The sequence below is a fragment of the Neolewinella aquimaris genome, assembly GCF_014197245.1.
GTDB lineage: Bacteria > Bacteroidota > Bacteroidia > Chitinophagales > Saprospiraceae > Neolewinella > Neolewinella aquimaris.
The window spans coordinates 760,623-787,149 of record NZ_JACIFF010000001.1; the positions used below are offsets into that span (position 1 = coordinate 760,623).

Annotated in this window: 7 protein-coding genes; 4 read left to right on the forward strand and 3 right to left on the reverse strand. The window is 57.0% G+C overall.

The annotated features are described in order from the left end of the window. Positions 1–496: 496 nt before the first annotated feature. From GGR28_RS18970 to GGR28_RS03075, 4 genes are all read left to right on the forward strand, one after another. Entirely contained in the window at positions 497–7,465 is a 6,969-nt protein-coding gene (locus tag GGR28_RS18970; protein WP_319936693.1) for a Kelch repeat-containing protein, read from the forward strand. Between the two features lie 153 nt (positions 7,466–7,618). Continuing rightward, complete coding sequence (locus GGR28_RS03065; protein WP_183494239.1) at positions 7,619–14,035, forward strand: malectin domain-containing carbohydrate-binding protein; 6,417 nt, start codon at positions 7,619–7,621, stop codon at positions 14,033–14,035. Between the two features lie 675 nt (positions 14,036–14,710). After that, the gene (locus GGR28_RS03070; protein WP_183494240.1) at positions 14,711–19,606 is read left to right on the forward strand and encodes a MopE-related protein; all 4,896 of its coding nucleotides are present in this window, start codon (positions 14,711–14,713) and stop codon (positions 19,604–19,606) included. Between the two features lie 563 nt (positions 19,607–20,169). After that, positions 20,170–22,896 carry an outer membrane beta-barrel protein gene (locus GGR28_RS03075; RefSeq protein ID WP_183494241.1) on the forward strand — a complete coding sequence of 909 codons (2,727 nt, stop codon included), beginning with the start codon at positions 20,170–20,172 and terminating at the stop codon, positions 22,894–22,896. Between the two features lie 249 nt (positions 22,897–23,145). Here the strand turns inward: GGR28_RS03075 and GGR28_RS03080 are convergent, their stop codons facing one another. The 3 genes from GGR28_RS03080 to GGR28_RS03090 all read right to left on the reverse strand — a co-directional run bounded on the left by GGR28_RS03080 (position 23,146) and on the right by GGR28_RS03090 (position 26,387). Next, positions 23,146–24,564: a sulfatase gene (locus GGR28_RS03080; RefSeq protein WP_183494242.1), complete on the reverse strand. Its 1,419-nt coding sequence runs from the start codon at positions 24,562–24,564 to the stop codon at positions 23,146–23,148. A 211-nt stretch (positions 24,565–24,775) separates the two neighbouring features. Then, positions 24,776–25,444 (reverse strand): bifunctional 4-hydroxy-2-oxoglutarate aldolase/2-dehydro-3-deoxy-phosphogluconate aldolase, encoded by a 669-nt coding sequence (locus tag GGR28_RS03085; RefSeq protein ID WP_183494243.1) that lies wholly within the window; start codon positions 25,442–25,444, stop codon positions 24,776–24,778. Then, positions 25,437–26,387 carry a 2-dehydro-3-deoxygalactonokinase gene (locus GGR28_RS03090; RefSeq protein WP_183494244.1) on the reverse strand — a complete coding sequence of 317 codons (951 nt, stop codon included), beginning with the start codon at positions 26,385–26,387 and terminating at the stop codon, positions 25,437–25,439. Before GGR28_RS03090 ends, GGR28_RS03085 begins: the two co-directional genes overlap by 8 nt. Positions 26,388–26,527: the final 140 nt, after the last annotated feature.

The following is a 26,527-nucleotide window of genomic DNA, read 5'->3' on the forward strand; positions in this document are numbered from 1 at the left end:
CAGCGACATTCCGTCCCCTTAAATAGTGATTACCACCAGTAATATTATTAAATAATGGAAAAGATGAACAATATTTTTTATCTGCCGGGAAAGTAATGTATGTTTAGTGCATCCTTTAGTTAATTAGTTACGAGACACTCACACACAAGAACACCAAATACACTTTTTTTCGCGGAACCTTAGCAACCCGTACTTATACGTGTAATTCACGATAATGCGAGTTACCCCTTCCACCGGGCAATCTGCCCAGCTGTGGATAAGGTACCGTAATGCCCATAAAATATTGATGAGTACGAATCACCGTAATACGGGTAACCCGACGTAATGCGCGTAATTCACGTTTTATACAAGTTGTGACACCAATTTAATTTTATATAGTACTGGACTAACACACTACACTATGACCACACCATTACTTACGCCGGTAGGCAGGATATCCTCATGCCTATCAACTCCGATAATTCAGTGTATTATAATTGCTTTCCTGATACTTTTTGTGCACGGTCTTCCCGCGCAAAGTTTCGGCGAAAGCAGTCTGAATTTTGCCGGTAAAGGGGGCGTTTCCTCCGCTACTTCACTGATGTACGGGCCGGACAGTCGACTCTACGTACTCAGTTCAAACGGAACGATCGACATTTTCTCCGTGCAGCGAAATGGGGACAACGACTACGTCGTCACTGATGCGGAAGAATTACTGCACGTTAAAAATATTCCCAACCACAACGACGACGGAAGCTCGTCCGCCAATACCAACCGCCAGGCAACCGGACTGACGGTTGCCGGTACCGCGGCGGAACCGGTGATCTACGTCACTTCGAGCGACCCGCAGGTAGGCGGTCCTGGCGGCGACAAGGATCTCGACACCAACTCCGGGGTTATTACCCGACTGGCCTGGAAGAACGGGTCCTGGGAAGTGGTCGATATCGTGCGAGGCCTATCCCGCTCGGAGGAAAATCACGCGACGAACGGCCTGGAATTCGTCACCATCAACGGCAGCGACTACCTCATCGTCTGCTCGGGTGGTCACACCAATGCCGGATCGCCCTCGGACAATTTTGCCTGGACGACCGAATACGCCCTGTCCGCAGCGGTCCTGTCGATCAACCTCACCCAGTTGGAAGCCATGCCCGTGCAGACGGATGCTACTTCCGGGAGGAAATACATTTACGACTTACCCACGCTGGACGACCCCACCCGGTCAAACGTGAACGGGATTACCGATCCCGACTCACCGAACTACACCGGCGTTGACGTCGGTGACCCCTGGGGGGGTAATGACGGGTTGAATCAGGCGATGATCGTGGCCGGAGGACCCGTCCAGATCTTTTCGGCCGGCTACCGGAATTCCTACGACCTGGCCGTTACCGCGGACGGCAAGGTGTTCGTTACCGACAATGGGGCCAACGGAGGATGGGGCGGACTGCCCGTCAATGAGGGAAATGACGGCACGGTCACCAACGACTACGTCTCCTCCGAACCCGGCAGCTCCAGCTCGATCGGCGGTGAACAGGTGAATAATGCCGACCACCTGACGATGGTTACGGCCAATATTCAGAACTACACTTTCGGGAGCTTCTACGGCGGACATCCCGCGCCCATACGGGCGAATCCCGCCGGTGCCGGACTTTTCACCAACCCGACAGCCAACGCCAACAGCAATTCCGTTTTCCGCACCCTGATCTACGACCCCGACGGCTCCCGCGGTGCCGGTTACACTACCAACCCGAACATCGCGCTGCCCGCCAATTGGCCCCCGGTGCCCCTCGCTCAGGCCGATCCACGCGAAGGCGACTGGCGTGGTCCGGGAATCTCTAATCCCGACGGGGACGATGACGTACTGGTAACCACTTGGGGTACCAACACCAACGGAATCGACGAGTACACGGCCTCCAACTTCGGCGGTGCCATGCAGGGCGATTTGATCGCGGGGAAAAACGGAGGGGTGCTGCGCCGGGTGCAATTGAATTCCGACGGCAGCCTACTACAGTTGACCAATTCGTTTATATCCAACCTGAGCGGCAATGCCCTCGGGGTAACCTGCAATAGCGATAACGACCCTTTCCCGGGTACCATCTGGGTGGCTACCTACAACAGCTCCATTAAGGTGCTGGAGCCCCAGGACTTTGTAAACTGCATTCTACCCGGCGAAGCGGGCTATTCCGCAACGGCAGACAACGACAGCGACGGCTACACCAATCAGGATGAGATCGATAACAAATCAGCCGCCCAGACCACGGAAGATGTGATCTGTAATGGTGGTAACCAGCCGAATGATTTTGATAAGTCGGCGGGGGGATCCCTCGTCTCCGACCTAAACGATCCGGACGACGACAACGACAACATCCCCGACGCCAACGATCCCTTTCAGTTGGGCGACCCGACGGATGGCGGTAGTGATGCCTTCGATCTACCGGTACTCAACGACTTACTTTCCGATAATCCGGAATTGAAGGGCTACCTGGGGCTTGGCTTTACCGGGCTGATGAACAACGGCGCCGCCAATCCCAACTGGCTGAACTGGCTCGACCGCCGCGATGATCCCAATGACCCCCACCCCAATGACATTCTCGGAGGTGCCGTCGGCGCCATGACCATGCAGATGACCTCCGGCACGGCCCTCGGCAGCACCAACACCCAGGAAAAGGCCTTTCAGTACGGCGTGAATGTCGACGAGAACGCCGGCACCTTCACCGTCGAAGGTCGCCTGTTCAACTTCACCTCGACCCACCAGCTTTACGATCCCCTGATCCCCGATAACAGTGAACTGGGGCTATTCATGGGAGATGGAACCCAGAGCAACTACATCAAGCTCGTCCTGACGGCGGGAGGGCAGCTTCAGGCCCTGCAGGAGATCAACGACGTGCCGCAAACACCCGTTAGCGCCAACGTCACGGCATCCGATGATATCATCATGTACTTCCAGGTCAACGCCTCCTCCGGAGTCGTCACCCTCCAGTATGCGGTAGACGGCGGGGGCATCCAGACCCTGGGAACCATTACGGCTACGGGAAGCATTCTGACCGCCATCAAGAACAGCGGTACGCCCCTGGCCGTAGGCCTGATCGGCACCTCCTACGAGGCGGGCAAGGAAGTGGAGGGCACCTGGGATTACCTGTACGTACAGAGTACCCAGCCCTACGCAGAACAAAGCCTGCCGAACATCGACGTACTAATTGGCAGCGCCACTCAAACCATCAGTTTGGGCGACTACTTCGGTGACGACAACGGCGACGGAAATCTGACCTACACCGTCCAGACCAATACCAATACGGCCGTTGGGGCGAGTATCGCAGGCAGCACGCTCTCGATCGCCATCCCCAACGCGGCCGCCGTGGCGGAGATCACCATTCGCGCGACCGATGCCGGGGGGCTTTTCGTAGAACAGTCCTTTACCATCAGCGTATCCGACGAGCCGGAACCCATCCTGCGCATTCGGGCCAACGGGGCTACCATTACCGCTACCGATGCCCCCTATCCCGATTGGCAGGGCATCACGGCCACCGGTGCCCAGAGTGGTAGTTACAATAGCATTGCGTATGCCGTAAACACCGGGACGCATTCTACACATAACATGACGGGCCGCCATTCCTCCGTGCCCGATTACGTACCGCAGGATCTCTTCGCCAACGAACGCTGGGACGGTTCCGCCGCGCCGGAAATGGAGTGGACCTTCGGTCTGCCCAACGGCCAGTACATCGTGCGCTTATACATGGGCAATGGATACGGCGGAACATCCGCCGTGGGGGAGCGGGTATTCGACATTACCATTGAAGACCAGCTGGTACAGGACGATCTCGATCTCGTCGCCACCTTCGGCCACCAGAACGGTGGCATGCTGGAGTATCCCGTTACCCTGAATGACGGCAACCTGAATATTCTCTTCGAGCACAACATAGAGAACCCGTTGATCAATGGTATCGAAATACTGGGCGTAACCGGGCAGTCCGATCCGCCCATCACGGTCACCCCGATCCCGAATCAGACCAACCAGGAAGGTGATCTGATCAACATAACCGTAGCGGCTTCCGGCGGGGACGCTAACGCCAACTTTACCTACAGTGCCACGGGCTTACCCTCAGGCATCCAGATCGAGCCCACGACGGGATTGATCTTCGGCAATATCGCCACCGGGGCAGCGGCCGGAAGCGTCTACAGTTCCGTGGTCACGGTGAGCAAGCCCGGTAGTACCGCCGTTAATGTTCCCTTTACGTGGACGGTCACCGGTCCGGTCAGCAACGCAAGCTGGAACGACCAGAGCGACGACGAAAACTTCACCGCTCGCCACGAATGCTCTTTCGTACAGGCCGGAGACAAATTTTACCTCTTCGGCGGGCGGGAAAATTCCTCCACCCTCGACGTTTACAATTACCAATCCAAAACCTGGAGCCAGATCTCCGACTCCGCACCCGCTGAATTCAATCACTTCCAGGCGGTGGAGTACCAGGGATTGATCTGGGTGATCGGTGCGTTCAAGAACAACTCGTACCCCAACGAAGCGCCCGCAGATTACGTCTGGGCGTATAATCCCGCCACCGACGAGTGGATCCAGGGACCGGCGATTCCGGATGGCCGCAAACGGGGCTCGGCCGGATTAGTCGTGCACGACGACAAGTTCTACATCATTGCCGGCAACACCATTGGTCATAATGGCGGTTACGTGTCCTGGTTCGACGAATTTGACCCGGCCACCGGAGAGTGGACCGTTCTGAACGACTCACCACGCCCCCGCGACCATTACCACGCGGCCGTGATCGGTGACAAGCTATACCTGGCGGGCGGCCGCCTGTCGGGTGGCCCGGGAGGCACCTTCTCCCCCCTGATCGCCGAAGTCGACGTCTACGACTTTACTACCCAGTCCTGGTCCTCCGCACCCGTGTTGCCTACACCCCGGGCGGCTGCTTCCGTGGGAGTCTTCCAGAATGAACTGTACGTCATCGGCGGAGAGATTGAAACCGACCTGCAGGGCAATACGATCAATGACGCCGTGAAGACCACGGAAGCCTACAATCCCGTTACGGAAAACTGGTCGACGAAGGCAAACCTGCTGACCGAACGGCACGGTACCCAGGCCATCGTTTCCGGCGGTGGCATCCACGTAGTGGCCGGATCAAGTAGCAAGGGCGGCGGCGGAACGATGAAAAATATGGAGTTTTTCGGTACGGACAATCCGTCCGGCTCCACTCTTACCGCCAGCCAGCTGCAGGTGCCGTCAAGCGTCAGCGTTAGCACGAGTGGCTCTACGAACGTCACGGTAAGCAGTACCGGTGGGAACACCGGCCTCATCATCACCAACGTAGCGATCACCGGTCCGGATGCCGCCTCCTTCTCCCTAGATGCCCCCGTGGCGTTCGCCCTGTTGGAGCCGGGCGCCAGCCTGGACCTCGCCGTAGGTTTCGGCGGCACCGAGAGCGGTAAAACGGCAGTGCTCGAGATCGAGTACGGCAATGCCGGTATCGCCGTTGTCGCGCTGAATAGTACCGCGCAGACGCCCGGAACGGTCCTGTACCGGATCAATACGGGAGGCACGCTTACCGCTAGCAACGATTCCAACCCAACCGACTGGTCCGCGGATCAGGCGACCTCGACGGCCAACGGTGCCGCTACAACGGGTACCCCTTCGCCCTACTATAATACGACACCACCTGCCCAGGACCTTACCTACGGGGTTGCGTTCACGGGAACCAACAACACGGGCTATCCCGATGCACTGTTCTCCACGGAACGGTACAGCGCGGCACTAAATCCGAATAATATGCAGTGGGATTTTCCGGTGGCCAACGGGGACTACACCGTGAACCTCCTCTTCGCGGAGGTCTGGACCGGCGCCCAGACGCCCGGCACCCGGGTCTTCGACGTAACGATTGAAGGGGTTCCGGTACTGCAAAACTTCGACCAAACGGTGGCGTACGGCTGGAATACGGCCGGGGTAGAATCAATTCCGGTAACCGTCACGGACGGAAATCTGGATATCGACTTTCTGAAGATAACGCAGAACCCTAACATCAAGGGCATCGAAATCGTCAGTAGTGGAACGATCTCCGATAACGACCCCCCGGTTGTCACTAGTCCCGGGCCGCAATTCGGCACGGAGGGCGACAACGTATCCCTGCAGATTGCCGCTACCGATACCGACCCCTGTAGCGGACTGACCTACACGGCTACGGGGCTCCCGCCCAGCCTTTCCATCGACCCTACCTCGGGTATCATTTCCGGCACCCTCGACGTAGGCAGCGGAAGTAGTGTACCGGCGGGCGCGTTTATCGAGGACGGTGGAATCGTGGTCATTGAAATGGAATCGGCCGAAACTCTGCCGGGCTCCTGGAAGGATGCTTCGAACTACAGTACTACATTTTCTCCAAGTGTCAATAATCCGGCCGGGGCCAGCGACAGCGATTTCATCATCTGGCAGGGACCTCAGTACACGGGCTCGCCCAATAACGGATTGATTACTTACCCGGTAGTTATATCCACGCCCGGCGTGTACAAGTTTCAGTGGCGCAATCAGGTCGGCAACGGCACCAATGCTACGGAGCACAACGATACCTGGGTGAAGATCGAGTCCGACGCCTTTTACGGGCAGAAGACCGGAAGCACCGTCTGCCCCAAGGGGTCGAACCCGGCGGAGAACGATTGTACCGGTAGTGCACCCAACGGTTCCGGCTCGGGCGGTTGGTTCAAGGTCTACTCGAGCGGAGCGACCAACTGGAGCTGGAGCACGAGAACCAGCGACAACGACGCTCACGATATCTACGCCCGCTTCGACGCCCCCGGGGTGTACAACATTATGATCTCGGCCCGCTCCTCGTCGCACGTGATCGACCGGATGGTGCTGGCACACTCCAGTTACTCCGGCAACCCGCAGAGCCTCAGCTTACCGGAATCCGCCCGCACTACGGGCGGCACCGTCGGCGCCGCGGAAAACAGCCCTTACAACGTCATCGTAACCGTCACCGACGGTTGCTCCCCCGCATCCAGTTCGGCTACGGCCTTCACCTGGAATGTCGTGGACCAGCAGTCGGGCGGCAGTCTGGCGCTGACGGCTACCAGCCAGGGCCGCAGTGATCACGGTGGCGATCACACCGTCGAGTTGTACACATTAGGTAACCTGACCACGCCCGCCTACACCTACACGCCTACCGCCAACGCGGCGGGGCAGATGACAGTATCGGGCTTTGCCCCCGGCACCTATAAGGTCCTGGTGAAACGCAGTGGGTTCTTGCAGAGGGTGCAGCAACTGTCGCTGAGCAGCGGAAACTCGACCGCCAACTTCGCCGAACTCAAGGCGGGAAATCTGAATGCGGACAACAGCGTCAACATACTGGACTTCTCGCTGCTGGCGAATGATTTTGGGCAGTCCAGCCAGAGCTCCGACTTCAACGGAGACGGCGTGACCAACATCCTGGACTTCTCCCTCCTGGCTTCCAATTTCGGTCAGAGCGGAGATCCCCTAATCAATAACGACTAGTAAGCTCATTGCCGGGATAGGGGTGCCTCGCTCCTATCCCGGTACAATTAAAGTATCCCGCCTTCCGGCGATCAAATATTGCATATGAATACTGTACTACCTCTCTCGCCCCGTGTACTTACTTGGTTAAATAGCCGCTTGCATATTTGCCTTATGCTATGCTTGCTGCTGCCCGGCTACCTGTTGCAGGCGCAGGCCGACTTAGTATTATCCCCGGCTGCGCCGACCCTGAACGTGGGCGACAATCTAACGCTCACCCTACAGGTCGTTGCGGGGAGTCAGGAACTCGACGGTGTTGCCGCGCATCTGGACTTTGATCCCGCCTTCATAACCGTCAATTCGGTCGTATATAACGCAAGCTCCGAATTACCCACGGTCATTGTAGATCCCACCGACTTCAAGCCGTCGGGAATGATCGACGCGGCTACCGGCTTGCTGGGTGGCACCTTCGTTAACGGAACCTTCGATTACCTGACCATCAACCTGACGGCCATCGCCGAAGGCACGACGTCCATCGACTTCTCGTTTGACTCCGGACCTCCCGACCGCAAAACCCAGATCTCCAGAATTGGTGTCCCCGTTTTCGGCACCGCCACGGGCACCAGCCTTACGATCACCAGCCCCAATGCCCCACCTACGGTAAGCATCACCTCACCCACCAATGGCGCGGTGTTCAGCCAGGGTGACGACGTGGTCATTACGGCCTCGGCAAATGACTCCGATGGTACGGTGAGCAGCGTCGCCTTTTTTGACGGGAGCACTCCGCTAGGCGTAGACAACGATGCGCCGTATTTCGTGACGCTGCCGAATATATCGTCGGGCGCCCATACCCTGACCGCTGTGGCGACGGATGACAATGGAGCTACAACTACCTCTTCGGCGATAAATGTCACTGCCAACGATCCTGCGCCTTTTCAACTCTGTATCGCTTCCGGTTCTGCAGGCCTCGAAGCTTTCGGCCGGGTTTTCGAAGCTGATAACAGTTCTGCGGGTGGACATCCCACACGTACCAACGGTAAGAAGTATGCGGGATATAATGGTGCTATTGCAGGAACAAATAATTCGGCAGAGCTACTCTTATTTCAAGAGGAAATATACGGTGGAAAAACAGGTCTAGCAGGTACTGACCCCGCCTTCACTTACGACGTTCCCGTAGCAAACGGCTTTTATGCGGTTGACCTTTATTTCGCTGAGGTTTATCACCCATCCTCCGGTGGACGTATTTTTGACGTTTTCCTCGAAGAAAATCTAATTCTCGATGAATACGATCTGGTTGACCCGGTTAAGGATGGAATAAGCTCGAACCAAACAGCTATTACCCGTACCTACTTTGTACAGGTCGCCGATGGTGAACTCAGTGTGCAAATCGGACCGGCCACGGTTGATAACGGCAAACTTTCCGGTCTCTGTATTACCCGAGTACCGAGTGCTAATTTAATGCCATCCACATCCTTTGCCGCTTTGGAAGCCGAAGCGCTTATGCCGGCAGATATTGATCTCGGCATCTCCGACCCGGAAGGCGATAATCTTACTATTTTGCTGAGCCCATCTCTTCCCGCAGGTCTCACGCTTGACCTGACAAATTTGAAAATTACAGGTACCCCCGAAATTGCCACGGTTGGGACCTACACCATCAACGCGATTATTTCGGATGGCACCAGCGCCCCGATTACTCGGGAATACACTTTAGAAATTTCCGAACCGGGGCCTAATGATCCTCCAACTATCGGCGCAATTGCGGATGTTGCCGTAAACGAAGGCGATGCAATCTCAGTGAATGTAATCGTAACGGATGATAATTTACCAGCCGCAACCCTCCAGATCTTTGATAAGAGCGATGGGGGAACCAACCCCTTTATGCCGGCTACCGCGATATCTGGATATACTTTCACGGACAACGGTAATGGAAACTACACCCTTAATTGGACCCCTTCGGCCGGTGAAGGTCGATCGTATTATGCGGTCGTTGTCGCGGACGATGGTATTAATCCAGAGGTCAAGCAGTCATTTACCATCGATGTGGCCCAGCAAATTCCGGGTACGATCTTGTCCCGGACATTTAACAATCCTCTTCCATGGTACGGCAGTTCAACACCGGGAGCAGGGTTTTCCGTTGCAATAGAAACCAATGCCGCCAAAAATATTGGCTATATCGACAATGGTGATTTTGTTGAGTATTGGGTAAATATTCCTGCCGCCGGTGACTATAAATGGCGATTTAGCGGAGCTAAGGGCAATAACGGAACCACGACGGTCACTTTGTCCGAAGACGATGGTGGTTTCAGCGCAATCGGCACCGTCGCTGTTCCGAATACCGGATGGCAGACATACAATGATTACTTAGCGGACGTCACTTTTTCCAATCCGGGATTGCAGAAGATCAGGCTGGATTTCAACGGTGGATGCAACACCAATGAATTTGAGTTTACCCTGATTACAGCTGCCGACAACACCCCGCCCGTGATTGCCCTTCTTGGCGACAATCCTTTGGAATTAACCGTAGGTGATGCCTACACCGAATTAGGCGCTACAGCTTCTGACGAAACGGATGGCGACATCTCGGCAAACATCATTATCGATGCCTCCGCGGTTGATGTGAATACGATTGGTTCTTACAATGTAACCTATAATGTAAGCGATGCTGCCAACAATGCAGCCACTGAAGTGATTCGCGTGGTGAACGTTAATTCACTGACCAACACAGCGCCGATCGTTACGATTGGCAACCCAATTGACGGCTCCACCGTAACACGAGGTACCTCCGTCACCCTGACGGGTACGGTGACCGACGCGGAAGAGCCCGGCTTAGGAAGCAGTCTGGCCTGGACCGCTACGGATTCCCAATTCTCTACCACTCCGTCGAATGGCGTGGGCGCAAGTATTACCGGCCAACTGGTGACTCCCGGATCTCAGACCGTCACCGCCTCCGTAACGGATGGCGGAGGCCTCACTGATTCCGATGCCGTCACCGTCACGGTTTCCGCTCCCGGGGTCGCGATCACGGCACCTACGGCTAATGCCACCCTTACGAGTACCGGAGTACAATTGCAGTGGACCGCGACGGATATGCTCTACGGCCTACAGGAGCATTTCCACCTCTACGTCAACCCCCCGGACCCCAATAATATTGATACCGACACCCGGATATCGACCGCCTCCGCAAACGGGCAAACCTCCTGGAATCTGACGGAACTGGACGGCATCACCAGCGGCGCTAATACGGTCATCATTCGGGCAGCCAACCAGTTTCACGAGGAGTTTTTGTCCGACCCGAACGACGCGACCAGTTTTGTACAGGACGCGGTCTCCTTCACGGTGGACCTGTCCGGTCCGGTGGAGTTGCCCGATCCGTGCGAAAACACCCTTTACCGCATAAATGTCGGCGGTCCGGCGGTTGCCTCCGCCGACGCCACCCTGCTAGGCTGGAGCCCGGATACGGGTAATTTCGGTGATGCCGGTAACTCTCCGTATCTGGTTGCCAACTCCTCGGGGAACAGCACATTCAGCGGGAATTCCGGCGCTGCCCATTCCGGCCCGATCATTATGACCGATCCAACCGTGCCCACCTCCGCCTCCGCTGAAATATTCAATACGGAGCGCTATGATGCCGGTTCTAACCCGGAAATGAAGTGGGAATTCCCCGTGATCCCGAATACCGAAGTGCAGGTGACGCTGCTCTTCGCGGAACTCTACAATGGGATTACCGCTGCCGGTCAGCGGGTATTCGACGTGGCCATCGAAGGCAACGTGCTTCCCGCATTCGACAACCTCGATCCCTTCGCTATAGCGGGGCCCAAAGGTGCGTTCACCCGCTCCGCCACCCTCGTGGTAACGGATGACGTGTTGACTATTGAATTCATCCACGTAACGGAAAATCCAGCGCTGAAGGGCATTCAAATTTGCAACCTCTCCGGCACGGTGGATAACGCACCGCCCGTAATTGCTCTACTTGGTGATAACCCCCTTAATCTGACGGTCGGCGACGCCTATTCCGATCCGGGAGCTACCGCTTCCGATAACGTAGACGGCGACCTGACCACGGCAATCGTTGTGGGTGGTGACCCCGTCAATACCAGTGTGGCCGGTACGTACGAGGTTACCTACAACGTATCCGACGCGGCCGGCAACCCAGCACAGGAAGTTCTCCGCACGGTAAACGTCAACTTGCCCGACGAAGCTTGCGCCTACGTGGCCATCAATCCGACCGGCACCAATATTCTGACGGCAAGTACGTACTCGAACGGATTTATCATCACCAACAACTCTCAGGGCAGTCTCCAGATCGCCTCGGTGAGCTTCGATCTCAGTACCGCGATCTACCCCAATATGGTCTTTGATCCGGTCGGGACGGCCGGCGATGCCACGGCAAAGTGTCTGACCGTAGTGAGCGAGTCGGGCGGTAACGGTAGCGTCGGCCTGACCATTCCCGGCAACGGCGGGTTGGGCAGTGACCCCGATTGCACCACGCCCTTCCTCGGAGAAACGGAGGTAGGCAACGGCGGCTATTCGGTCCTGAACGTCGCGTTCAACGACTTCGAACCGGGTGAGTCCATCAACTTCGCCATCGACATCGACCCCACCAGCATCGAAGGCTTTAATAGTGCGGGGAACGCAGGAGCAATCAGCGGCCTGGAATTAGCCGGCACTACGGTGACCGTAGAATTCACCAACGGGCAAACCGTCACTACCTCCACCGGCGAACTGTATCGCATCCAGCCGAGCAGTATGGTGGGCGTAGAGAATTACTTCTACCCGGGGAGCGAATCCACCGCTCCGGACCTCACGGTGCTGGGGGTAAGCGGTGCCAGCACCGAACCGGGCTTCCTTGATGCCACCGTCGGCGGTGAAAGTCAGACCGTGCAAATCAGTGGTGCCCCGGGTCAAGCAGTGTCCCTGCTCATCCTGGAGAGTACGATCGAAGACGTCGGCCCCGGAATCACCCCCGGTACGTACGAAGCCAATAAACTACAGGTTATTCAGGAACTGGACGCCGTAATTGGCGGTGGGGGCACGGTAGATATTCCCATCACCCTGGCCGACAATGCCAGCGGTGACATCTATCACCTTGTTGCCGTCAAGACCCGGACGGACGATGGTATCTGCGGCATCGGAACGACCAACACTTCCGACGTCTGGCGCCTGAAGGTCGATCCTGTCTTCGGCGAACCCAGCGTGCTGTTCGAGATCAATCCAGGCCAGGGTCTCAATGCGTCCACCTACGGTGGCAACAGCAACTTCCAGATCACCAATCAGTCCACGGGCACGCTCCAGGTTACGGGAGTATCGCTCGATCTCTCAACGGGCATCCTACCGGATATGGTCTTCGACCCCACGGGTACCGGTGGTGACGCTACGGCGCAGTGCTTCACGCCCGGCGGTAGTGCCGCAACGGTGGGTCTGGTCGCTCCGACCGCCCCCTGCGCAAGTCCTTTCTCCGGCGTTCGTAACGGTGGGTTTGATATACTGTCGACCACCTACACCGACTTCGACCCAGGAGAGACCTTCACCTTCTCGGTGGATATTGATCCCAATAGCATTCAGGGAGTAGCCGGTGCGGGTAATGCGGGCGCTGTGTCGGGCTATGAGCTCGTGGGCGCGACACTCACCGTTACCTTCAATGACGGGTCTACCCTGGTCAGCAGCCTTTACGAAGACGGTAGCCTCGGCGGTAGCCAAGCGGTCGTCGCGGCAGGCGCGCCAGTAGCTCCGTCCATTGCGGTGGCGGGTCTTCCCTCCACCCCGGCAACGGTAAGCGATCCAAACCAGAGCATCACGGTAACGGGAACGCCCGGTGATCACGTATCCCTGCTACTGATGGACTCGCGACTGTTCATCGCCTCCGGCGATCCCCCCTTCGGAGTAGCGGACGAGACCTACTACGCTAACGAAGCCATGTCCGGCAAGACCCTGTATACGGGTGTAATCGGCGGCGGCGGTACGGTCGACATCCCCGTGACCTTACTCCAGACAGTGAGTGGTAACACCACTCCGGATGGCGGGCTAAATCAACTGGTTGCCGTTACTTCCGCTGCCCCCTACGCGGTAGACCAGCCCGTCAGCCAAACCTCCAATGTGGTCACGTTACTGTACGATCCATCCGCGGGTATTCCCGACCTAACCGTTTCGGTCACCCGTCAGGGAATGACGGACCACAGCGGAGACTATACCGTGAAGTTGTACGCCGTCAACGAAGCAACGCCGGTTTACGACCTGACCGCGACCGCCGACCCTACTGGCCAGATGACCGTCGATGGACTTGCTCCCGGCACTTACGAACTGGCCGTGAAGTACCCCAACTGCCTGCAGCGGGTTGACGTCATTACCATTACCGGGAATGGAGACGCCCACAATGTTGGTGAACTGAGAACCGGGGATATCAACAACAACAACCACGTCAATATCCTGGATTTTTCGGTCATGGTCAATTCATTCAATAAGGACATCAATGATGCTGGCTACAACGCTAGCGCTAACCTCAACGAAGTCAGTAAAGTGACCATCCAGGACTTCTCCCTTATGGTATCCAACTTCAATCAATTGGGAGAAATGCCTAGCGGACTGGTCCCCTAAGTTCTGCACGAATGCGCGCACAGTAGAATAGTACAGCGCCCTACAATGATCATAAACTATATACTAATGAAACACCACTTCTCCGCCCCACGGTGGGCCCTTTTCGCCGGGGACTTACATCTCATTAAGAATAGAATTCTCTTCCTGAGCATGTTCCTACTACTCGGCTCCTTGAGTGTTGCCGGGCAGGACCTAATTATCACGCCGGCAAGCTCCTCCATTACGGATGCGCTGCCCACGACTTTCACACTGACCGTTGAAGTGTCGGAAAGCCCTATTCCTATCGATGCAGTTTCCATGCACCTGCAATACGACCCTACACTTCTGCAAGTGGTGAGTACGCAGGCTATAGGGGGGTTTGTTCAAATCGTACCCCCAGCCATTGACAATGCCTCGGGAACGATTCAATACGACATCGGGCGCTTTTCGGACTTTCCCAGTGGTAGCTTTTCAATTGCTGCCATCACTTTTCAGGCGATTGCGCCGGGGAATGCCAGTATCGATTTCGTCACTTCCGGCAACGCCCCCTCCATGGTCGTTAATACCGGGATTGACTACTTAGTAAATGCTACGGGTGCCACGGTAACCATTGGCCCACCCGATATCGAATGCACGGTCGCCGCGAATGCAGACGGTTTACCCAAGCAACTAGATTGTGGTACTGGGAGTGTAAGCTTGAGTGGCCAGACCTCCACGGGTACCTATAGCTGGAGCGGCCCCAACGCGTTCACCTCCAATGCCCAGAACCCGACCGTGACCGTGGCGGGAAAGTATACGCTGACAACTACTACTGACGGTTGCGAACTTACCAGCGAAGTAACGGTCCAGGCGGCCGATCCGCCCCTGATGTACTACGCGGACGTGGACGGTGATACTTACGGAGACGATTCCAATACCATCACCGCCTGTGACCCTCAGGCAGGCTACGTGACCCGGGGCGGCGACTGCGACGATAGCAACCCGTCGGCCTATCCCGGCGGACCAATCCCCTGTAACGGCGAAGTTGCGGGCGCGGACTTGATTATCACACCGGCGACCTCTTCCATGACGGATCCACTACCCGAAAATTTCACCCTGACTGTTGAAGTGTCGGAGAGTACCGTTCCCATCGATGCGGCTACAATCCACCTGGAGTTCGACCCGGCACTGGTGCAGGTAACGAGTGCGGATCCCTTAAGTGGGTTCGTTCAGATTGTACCACCTGCCATTGACAATATTTCTGGCAACATAGCTTACGACGTGGGACGATTCTCAGACTTCCCCAGCGGCAGCTTCCCACTTGCGAATATAACCTTTCAGGCAACTGCTTCAGGGGTCGCCAGCATTGACTTCGTAACTTCCGGAAACGCCCCCTCCGCGCTCACCCGAGCTGGGACGGACGTACTGAAGAACACGACGGGTGCCACGGTGACCATCGGCCCACCCGATATCGAATGCATGGTCGACGCAAATGCCGACGGCCTACCGAAGCAATTGGATTGTAATACCGGAAGCGTTAGCCTCAGCGGCCAGACTTCCACCGGAACCTACAGCTGGAGTGGACCGAATGCCTTCACTTCCAACCAGCAGAACCCAACCGTGACAGCAGCCGGGAAGTACACGCTCACTACTACAACCTATGGATGTGCCCTCACCAGTGAGGTGACCGTTCAGCCGGCCAAAGCCCTGCAACTATTCTATGCAGATCGGGATGGAGACGGCTACGGTGACGTAAATACTACCACCTTAACGTGCGACCAGATGCCCGGCTACGTATCCCGTGCCGGCGACTGCGACGACGAGGACGCAAACGTGAACCCGGATGCTTCGGAACTCTGCGACGGAATCGACAACAACTGTGACGGGAACGTAGACGAGAACACCACCACCTCCACCTATTACGCAGATAATGATGGTGACGGTCTAGGAGACCCGAACAACGCGACCGAAGACTGCGCGCAGCCCGCGGGCTACGTAAACAACGCCCTGGACTGCAACGATAGCGATGCAAGCATTGGCGGTGCCATCATCTACTACGTCGATTTTGACGGTGACGGATACGGCGATGCAAGCTTCACAGTATCGGAGTGTTCACCTCAGCCCGGCTTTTCAACCCTGGACGGCGACTGCGACAACTTTAACAACCAAGTCTTTCCCGGCGCTCCGGAACTCTGCGACGGAATCGACAACAACTGTGACGGGAAGGTGGACGAAAACATTACCAATTCAACCTTCTACGCCGACACCGACGGCGACGGACTTGGAGACCCGAACAGCACAATTGAAGGCTGCTCCCTGCCCACGGGCTACGTCATCAACGACCGGGACTGCGACGATACTAACGCGACAATCGGGGCGGCTACCACGTACTACGCCGATGCGGACGGCGACGGCTACGGTAACGCAACGACATCCATAACAGCCTGTACCGCCCCGGCCGGTTACGTGTCGGACGCGACCGACTGTAACGACGCCAACCAGGACATCTACCCTGGCGCCCCGGAGCTCTGCGACGGTCTCGACAACGACTGCGACGGTAACGTGGACAACGGAGTAAGTTGTAATGGAACGGCCACTACCTTCTGGCTGGAGGCCGAGTGCGCGACCGTAGGTGGTGCCTGGACAACGGTTGCTAACACTGGTGCCTCCAACGGCAGCTACGTGACCCTGCTACAGGGTGGCAACGCCGGCAGTACGCCCCCGGGCGATGTACCGTCCAACCGGGTTCGCTTCTCGGTGAGCGGTGCCGAAGCCGGTGCGTACAAGCTGTTCGCCCGCATCGGTGCCCCCTCGGGCAACAACGATTCCTACTGGGTTCGGGTCAACGGCGGTACCTGGTACAAGTGGTCTGGCGGGATAACCCGTACCAGTGGTACTGGATTCGCCTGGAACGCATACCCGGGAGGTCAGCCTACGCTCTCAACGGGTAGCAATACCATCGACTTCGCCTACCGTGAAGACGGTACGCTGCTGGACAAGATCTACCTAACCAAGACGGGTACCCTGCCCACGGGCACGGGAGGTCCGGCCTCGAACTGTGCGCCCACCAACCAGCTGCCCATCGCCAGGGCCAGTGCTACGCCGACTTCGGGTACTTCGCCGCTTAACGTTCGGTTCAGCAGTACCGGTTCCTCCGACCCCGACGGCACCATCGCCAGCTACGCCTGGACATGGTCCGGTGGTTCCGCCGCCGGCCCCAACCCGACGGCAACCTTCGCCACTGGTGCCTACGCCGTAACCCTTACGGTGACCGACGATAAGGGCGCCCAGGCAACTGATGTCGTGACCATCAACGTGACCGACCCACCGGTAGCTGACAAGTCTACCTTCTGGTTGGAAGCCGAGTGCGCGACCGTAGGCGGTGCCTGGACGACGGTTGCCAATGCTGGTGCCTCCAACGACAGCTACGTGACCCTGCTACAGGGTGGCAACGCCGGCAGTACGCCCCCGGGCGATGTACCGTCCAACCGGGTTCGCTTCTCGGTGAGTGGTGCCGAAGCCGGTGCGTATAAGCTGTTCGCCCGTATCGGTGCCCCCTCGGGCAACAACGATTCCTACTGGGTTCGGGTCAACGGCGGTACTTGGTACAAGTGGTCTGGCGGGATAACCCGTACCAGTGGTACTGGATTCGCCTGGAACGCATACCCGGGAGGTCAGCCTACGCTCTCAACGGGTAGCAATACCATCGACTTCGCCTACCGTGAAGACGGTACGCTGCTGGACAAGATCTACCTGACCAAGACGGGTACCCTGCCCACGGGCACGGGAGGTCAGGCCTCGAACTGTACGCCCACCAATCAGCTGCCCATCGCCAGGGCAAGTGCTACGCCGACTTCGGGTACTTCGCCGCTCAACGTTCAGTTCAGCAGTACCGGTTCCTCCGACCCCGACGGCACCATCGCCAGCTATGCATGGGCCTGGAACGGCGGCTCCACCACGGGCGCCAGTCCGACCGCAACCTTTACCACCGGCACCTACGAAGTTACCCTTACCGTAACGGACAATATGGGAGCTCAGGCACAGGATATGGTGACCATCAATGTAACCGACCCACCCGCGGAACGGGCCACCTTCTGGCTGGAAGCTGAATGTGCTACCGTCGGAAGTGCCTGGTCTACGCTCCCCGATGGGGCCGCCGCGAACGGTGAATATGTCGTAACCATTACCGAAGAGAGCAAGGCCAGTCCACCAGCCGATATTCCCGCAAATCGAGTACGGTTTACCGTGCAGGGGGCTAAGGCAGGCAGCTACCATCTCTTCGCCCGCATTGAGGCACCGAGTGCCAATAACGATTCGTACTGGGTACGGATTAATGGTGGCGACTGGTACCGCTGGTGGTCCGGTATAACGATCAACGCAGGATTCCAGTGGAATAAGTACTCCGGCGGTCTGCTGGCCCTGAGCGCAGGTACCAATACCATCGACTTTGCGTACCGTGAAGTCGGCACGAAGCTCGACAAGCTCCACCTGAACCTTACCGGTGTTCAACCCACTGGTTTGGGGCAGCAAGCAACCAACTGCGGCCCGACCTCACCGGATAGTGACGGCGACGGAGTCGCGGATAGCCAGGACAACTGTCCCACTGTACCAAATGCGGACCAGATCATCCCCCGCTACTACGCTGACTTTGACGGCGACGGCTACGGCGATCCCAACGACTTCGTGGACCAGTGCACCCAACCGATCGACTTCGTTACCAACCAGCTCGATAACTGCCCATCGATCAATACCGATAACCTGAACGACAGCGACGGTGATGGAATTGGCGATGCCTGTGACACCCCCGATCCGACCGTAGCTAGTTACTGGGTAGAAGCTGAATGTGCCGTCGTTGGCGCTGGCTGGGGAACCGTCTCCAACTCGTCCGCTTCCGGTACCCAACAGGTGATCTTCTCCGGAGAAAAGCGCACGACTGCACCACCCATCAACGAGCCCGCCCAGGAAGTTCGCTTCGATGTATCCCTGGCGCAAGCCGGCACGTACCAACTTTATCTACGGCTCAACGCACCCGATGAGAGTCGCAACTCCCTATGGGTCCGCGTCGACCAGGGTCCCTGGATGAAGATGTGGAAGGCCGTCGGTGGTGCCTCGCTGATCACTAATGGCCTCGAGTGGCGGAAAGCCAACGACGACGGTGCAGACCGGAGCTTCCAGCTTACCGCCGGCAACCACACCATCACCGTAGCAAACCGCGAGCCGGGAACCGTACTTGATAAGGTGTACCTCACCTCCACGCCCACGGTGCCGACCGGGCTGGGTGAAGCCGCTACCAACTGTGGGGGAACCAGCATCCGCTCTGTAGATTCCTTCGAATTTGCTAAGGAGACTCCACCGGCAGTTACCCCAGAACTGAGCCTTTACCCCAACCCCGTCGCCAATCAGCTGAACTTCTCCCTGCAGAGTGACTACCGGGGATCGGTTGATGTACTGCTCACCGACGCCACCGGACGCACCATCAACACGCTGAAGGTTGACAAGGGCAGCGACGAACTGCGGTACGAACTGCACTTGTCCACCCTACCCTCCGGAGTGTACCGCCTGCGGGTGATCGAAGGCGATCGCCAGATCATCAAACCGTTCATCAAGCTGTAACCGCATCGGTATTCTTGATCACCAGAATGGGGTCGCGTCGGAATGACGCGGCCCCATTTTTTATTGGTCATCTACCGATTTATTGTGGTAGAACAGGTTGTCGCCAGGTCGCCTTGCTACGCCTGGCCACCGTTTACTGCTCCTGCGGCCCCGCCGGTTCGTGGCATCTTGCCGCGGCCTCCCCGGTTCGTGGCATCTTGCCGCGGCCTCCCCGGTTCGTGGCATCTTGCCGCGGCCTCCCCGGTTCGTGGCATCCTGCCGCGGTTTCTACCAAAGCCTCCTCCAGCATCAGCCCCGGCAAGATGCCGGGAACCGACCTGCCGCGGTTCCTAACATGCCTCCTCGAGCACCAGCCCCGGCAAGATGCCGGGAACCAATATGCCGCGGTCACCTTCCTAAGCCTCCTCAAGCACCAGCCCCGGCAAGATGCCGGGAACCAACCTGCCACGTATGTTCCAACCTCCCGAACATATGGACTCTCGGCACCGAAAGTGGACGTAGACCGACACGAGTAGGGGTAGGTTGGTATATTTTACCTTCCTTTCCATTATTGCCCCCACACCATGTTCCGATTCTTTAGCTTGTTATTTTTTATTGCACTATCGACTGGGGCATTCGGGCAGGGCGTTTCGGTGTATGGCCAGGTCGTAGATATTATGGACGGCACCCCCCTCATCGGCAGCTACGTGGTGCTTAATCAAGGAGCGGAGTCTACTTCTTACCAAACGATCACCGACTACGACGGTAACTTTATCCTCACCGGGGTAACCGCAGGGAGATACACTCTCCTGGTGACCTACCTGGGATATGCCAACTACACCCTCGACTTTACGGTAGCTAACGAAAGCATCGAGGTGGGCGCACTAAAACTCAGTCAGGGGGTAGAACTGGCCCAGATTGAAGTGGTGGAAAAAGTCGTCCCCATCAGACAGCGGGGCGATACGACACAGCTCAATGCAGCTGCCTACAAAACCTTGCCCGATGCATCCGCGGAGGAGTTGGTGCAGAAAATGCCGACGATTGCTATTGCGGACGGTAAGTTGAGCGCGCAGGGGGAGGAAGTCCGGCGGGTGATCGTCGACGGCAAGCCATTCTTCGGAGACGATGCGCTGGCTACCCTACGTAACCTGCCAGCCAAAATTATTGAGAGCATCGAGATATTCGACGAACAGAGCGAAGAGGCCAAGGCCTCCGGCTTCGACGACGGGAATGCCGCAAAAACGATCAACATCGTCACCAAAAAGAACATGCGCAACGGCACTTTCGGTAGGCTTTACGCCGGATACGGCTCCGACGATCGGTACGATGCCGGTGGCAACGTGAGTAATTTCCAGGGTGCGCGTAGGCTGTCCATTGTCTTGATGACGAACAATGTCAATCGGCAAAACTTTTCGAACGACGCCATGGGCACCGATCCAACGGAGAACGGCAATAATTCCGGCACGTCCGGCAACTTCGCGGTCAGGCCACAAAACGGTATCGTAAGCACCAATGCCCTGGGGGCAAACCTGAGCGAAGAGTGGGGAGAACGCATCAAGGTGAGTGCCAGCTACTTTGTTAACGCGGCCAAGGGAATCGTGAGTCGCACTCGCAACCGACAGTACTTTGACGAAGAAGGACTTACGGAGCGCTACCGCGAAAAAGGGGACGAACGAAGTAAAACCAGCAACCATCGCTTCGACGGCCGCTTTGATTACCGAATAAACGACCGGAATACGTTCCTGTGGCGCCCGAAACTTTCCTGGCGGGGAAATACCGGCGAGGAAGTGACCCGGGGTACCACCCTGCTCGACACGCAGGCGATCGACAGCAGCCGCAATGAATTCAACGGCCGGTTCACATCGCTCAACGTAACCAATAATCTTCTCTGGAGGCACCACTTTCCCACTTCGCGCAGAAAGCTTACGATTAACCTTTACCATGCCTACCAACCCAACCAGGGCGATAACCAACTGCGGTACGCGGAATCGGGCAGTGGCGGTAGTCAGCGCAATATCGACCAACGGTCGCGGCAGGAACGAGATCGGAATTACGGCTCCCTTAACATTCAATTGGCCCAACCCGTAAGTCGGCACGCGTCATTACTGGTGAGTGGGAGGACCAGCGTGAGGGACGAAAGCAGCGAGCAGGTGACCTACGAAAGGGATCCCCTGACCGATGCATACGATATATCGCTCGCTGAGCAAAGCGGCACCCTCTCCAGCAAGTATTTCAGTCAGGATTTCGGTGGTGGGCTTAACGTATATAAGGGCGGATTGCGGCTCACCGCCCGCGCCGTCGTGCAGTATGCCAGTCTGGTAAACAACCAATTGATTCCTCCCCTGCCCCCGAACGAAAGCACCTTCTGGAGCGTCCTGCCCACCCTATCCCTCAAGTTCAAAAATGACCACGCTGGTTACCTGAGCTTAGTTTACCGGAGTCAGCCCAGACTTCCCTCGGCTGCCCAGTTGCAGGAGGTAATAGACAACGATAATCCCAGATTGCTCCGGGCGGGGAATCCTGGTTTACGTCAAGAGATTCGGCACAACCTGTACTTCCGCTACAACTCCACCAAGGCATCCGCCGGAACGGTTTTCTTCGCCATGCTCGGGGGCGGCATCACCGCACAAGATATATCGAACAGCACCTATGTGGCGAACAGTGACGTGGGTCGGGCGTATGCGGTACCCGAAGGATCGCGAATAATCCTACCTGTGAATCTGAACGGCAGTTGGCACCTCCGAGCACGCTCTACGCTTGGTTTTCCGGTCGATTTGATCGGGTCGAACGTGAACCTCGATCTTTCGGCAAGCACCGGAAGCCTTCCCGGACTGATCAACGGAAAGCTCAACAGCACCAAGCGATCCAACACCGGCGTCGGCATCACCTTTTCCAGTAACGTAAGCGACCGCGTCGATTTCTCCCTTTCCGCCGAAGGAAGCATGAATTGGTCCGTAAACGAGCTGCAACCGGCCAGCAACAATCAATTTTTCAATCAGACTTCTCGCTTTAAACTGAACTGGATCGTTGGACCGGGAATCGTGTTTCGCAACGACATTCTACACCGATTCTATCGCGGCCTCGATGCCGGCGAGGATATGGATTACGTGCTCTGGAATATGAGCATCGGCAAACAACTCCTAAAGAACAACCGGGGAGAACTCAATCTGTCCGTATTCGACCTGCTGGGCCAGAACGTCAGTTTGCGTCGCCGAGTGACCAGCAACTTCACTGAAGACATTCGCACCGACGTACTTACCCGTTACATTAAGCTCAACTTTAAGTACGAGCTGCGGAAGTTTGGACCGTGATGTGTGCGACAGGGGTTGGATAAGTAGGTCTTTGATCGGTTTATTTAATGGCAATTGAATGGGGCGGGGACGCGGGAGCAATGAATTTTAGGGGGAAGCAAATCTCCGGTCGGTAATTAGGGCGCGGTCGGAGACCGCATTGTGCTTTCGCCCCGATAGCTATCGGGGAGGACCGCATTATACTGTGCGCCTACCTTGGTGCGGATGTTGGGCCTTTGTCCCCTTTTACCTCTTTAGGGAAGGTACAGCTTACTGTTTGCCGTCTGCGCTGCGTTCTCTGGTAAAGAATTTGGACTGATCCCGGTAGATATCCTGCCGTTCCATATCCAGCCGGTCGTACTTCGTATCCAATAACCAGCGGGGGCGGGAGAGGCCCATTTCCCAGGCGAAGAGCACTTTGAACAGCTCGCGTACGCGCTCCGGTTCGGCGATGGCCAGGTCATTTCGTTCGCTGATGTCGTCGGGCAAGTAGAACAATTCAGCGGGGCGATCGGCGTAGCGGATCAGTTTCCAGTCTCCGTCGCGCACGGCGGCCCTTACCCCCCGCTTCCAGAAAAGTCGCTCGTGGGGACGGGACTGGTTTGCACCATTCAGGTAGGGCACCAAATTTACCCCGTCCAGATGGGACAATGAGCTCACTACTCCCCCACCGGCCAATACGAAGGTGGGCAGTAGGTCAAGGGCACTTACGGGTTGCTCATACACTTGCTCGGCTCTCAATTGTCTCGGCCAACTCATGACGAAAGGCACGCGGATCCCGCCTTCGAGATAGGTGGACTTAGTGCCACTAAGGGGATAGTTGCTGGAAGCGTTATTATCCGTGGGTCCGCCATTGTCGTTGGTAAATACGATGATGGTGTTCTCCGTCAGGCCCAAATGCTCTAGCTTGTCCAACACGACGCCGCAGGCCCGGTCGAGGGCAAGGGTCATGGCCGCAACTTTTTGCCGGTGTCCCGCTAAACCGGGGAATCGTTCCACGTCTTCGGGTCTGGCGTCCATCGGCGAATGGACCGCGTTGAAGGCGAGGAGGGCGAAGAAGGGTCTATCCTTATTGCGTTCGATGAACTCTGCCGTCTCATCTCCCAGCACATCAGTTAAGTAACCATCGTGTTCCGCAAAATTACCGATCCCCCTTTCCAGCCGGTTCTGTGGGTCCGTAGGCATGTTTTCGTAGGAAAAGTAATCGCGCGCGCCGCCCCGGAACCCGTAGAATTCGTCGAAGCCCCGATTCAACGGGTGGAATCGATCGGCGCCCCCCTGGTGCCACTTGCCGAAATAAGCGGTGCGGTACCCGAGGGCCTGCAGGTAGTCGCCCATGGTCTGCTCCTCCACGGGCAGACCCATTTCCTCCCCGTCGACGGCAGAGACGGGACTCATGTAGCCCGGCACGTTATTCTCCTCGTACCCGAAACGGTGCGGGTACTTTCCGGTCAGGATACCGGCACGTGACGGACCGCAGGTGGGATGCGACACGTACCCCTGAGTGAAACGCACGCCCCGGGCCACGAGCCGGTCGAGATTAGGGGTGATCATCGTTTTACTACCCTGAAAACCGAAGTCGGCGTACCCGGCGTCGTCGGCAAGGAGGAATACGATGTTCGGCCGGTCCTGACCGAATGCTATACTCGAAACAAATACGCACAGAAGTACAACGGGAAGGAATTTCATAGGTATGTAATTTGAAAGGAGCGGGCGGGGCCGCGGGTGCAGAGCGTATACCGAGGTACAGCGATCCGACGAGTAAACGGCTAGTAAACTATTGATTGACATACTTAATGAAAACTCTGGATGAGTAACCTATCATGGCTTTGGATTGCTACAAATTTTGACTCCGTGTTTATTGTATGACTGAAGCCATCGTCAGCACAGCTTCGTAGTATTAAGTCGGCTCCTGCGCTCCGCCGCCCGAGTGTTGCGGCAGCTGCGCACGTACGCGCCGCAAATGATCCTTTAAACTTGAGTAATCCCCGGCGGCAATGAGGTCACTCCTGAGCAGGGAACTGCCCATTCCTACGCCGTACACTCCGGCCGCAAAGAAGGACGCGATGTTTTCCAGTGATACGCCACCGGTGGGTACCAGTTTGATTTGCGGCAGGGGACCATGTATGTCCTTGAGATACTCAACCCCAAGCTGACTGGCGGGGAAGACCTTGACCGCGGTGGCACCCAGATTCCAGGCCCGGTAGATCTCCGTCGGGGTATAAGCTCCGGGAAAGACGGGAATGCGGTCGGTCACGCACCTCGTGATTACCTCCTCGTCCAGAATGGGCGTAACGACAAAGGACGCTCCGGCCGTAAGTGCTTCGTCCAGTTGGTCCGGAGTGCAGACCGTACCGGCACCGACGTTGAGGGAAGGAAACTGCCGGGAGAGGTGACTGATAATTTGGCCTACGTCCGGCGTATTTATGGTAACCTCAAGGGTGGTGAATCCGGTTTCGGAGAGTGCTTCCGCTACCCGCTCACACGCTTCGGCGGACAGGCCCCTTAGGATGGCCACCACGGGCGCCGAGTGAAAGAAAGTCCAATTAAATTTGGAGAAATCAGCCATGGGTGGCAAGGATTTGACACTGTCCCCGCAACAGGGCGCGTTCGATGAGTTGATCGTCTAGCACGACTAGGTGATCCGCTCCGCAAAGTTCCTGGAGTGCGGCACGGTACAGGATGCGCAGGGAACCGGAAGCGGCCAACCAGAGTGGTTGCTCCACTTCGACTGCGACATCGTGTAGTTCCGCCCCGATGAGGAGTCCGCTGAGGCGGTAATAATTATCGACGGGATCGGTGTCGCGTAGGACGTGTCCCGCACGGATGGCAAACAAATGGGCCGTGGCACCCTCCCGGCATCCAGTTTGTACCGCGCTGAGAAAAGCGGACTGGGTGCGGGTATTCCACACACCGTCCCGCACGGAATTGGCCAGGATGCTACGGGAAGTGAGGAACTCGAACAGCTCTCCCGTCATGTAACTCTGGAAATCGGTAAACCGTCCCTGCCGGTACCGCAGGTGTTTGCTGTGGGTGCCGGGGAGAAGAAGCACTCCTTCCGCCTGCGGATCCAGCTCGTCAAGTAGTCCGAGCGCCTGCGTTTCCTCGCCCCGCATGATGCCGGTTTCGCTGTGTACACCCGATACCAGCACGAGTGCCTGGCCGCTGCGAAACTCACGGACTTCACTGACCAGATTGCGTGCTTGCCGGCCGATGGGAAGCTTACCGTACGGCAGTTCCTGCATGCCAATATTGGCCGATGCCATGCCACTCACCACGATCGGGAAGGTAGGCCGGGCTTCTGGCAACAGATCAACTTGCTCCCGCAAGTAAGCGGCAAAGTGTCTGTAGCGATCAGAGCGGTCGCCGGACAGGAACTGCTCGTTCATCCGCTGGATGCCCTGACCGGTGGCCCGCTGCGCGAGCACGTCCAGCGTTGCGGCTTCCACCACCCGCAACCGAAAGTTGCTGGTGCCCCAATCGCAGCTAATGAAGTAGGGGTGATCAGTCATGGTGTAGCAGTTTCCGAATAAATAATTCTCATTGTCCTAAACGCAGCAAGACGTGCAATCTAAAGTAAGGATGCTGCTGGTGTAGACTACTCATTGCGTAAAGGTTACCACCCATGGTTAAATGTGGGTGGTAGGTTTTT

Coding starts and splice junctions, on each gene's coding strand:
- GGR28_RS03065 (WP_183494239.1), top strand. CDS start 7,619: ATGCTATGCTTGCTGCTGCCCGGCTACCTGTTGCAGGCGCAGGCCGAC.
- GGR28_RS03075 (WP_183494241.1), top strand. CDS start 20,170: ATGTTCCGATTCTTTAGCTTGTTATTTTTTATTGCACTATCGACTGGG.
- GGR28_RS03080 (WP_183494242.1), bottom strand. CDS start 24,564: ATGAAATTCCTTCCCGTTGTACTTCTGTGCGTATTTGTTTCGAGTATA.
- GGR28_RS03085 (WP_183494243.1), bottom strand. CDS start 25,444: ATGGCTGATTTCTCCAAATTTAATTGGACTTTCTTTCACTCGGCGCCC.
- GGR28_RS03090 (WP_183494244.1), bottom strand. CDS start 26,387: ATGACTGATCACCCCTACTTCATTAGCTGCGATTGGGGCACCAGCAAC.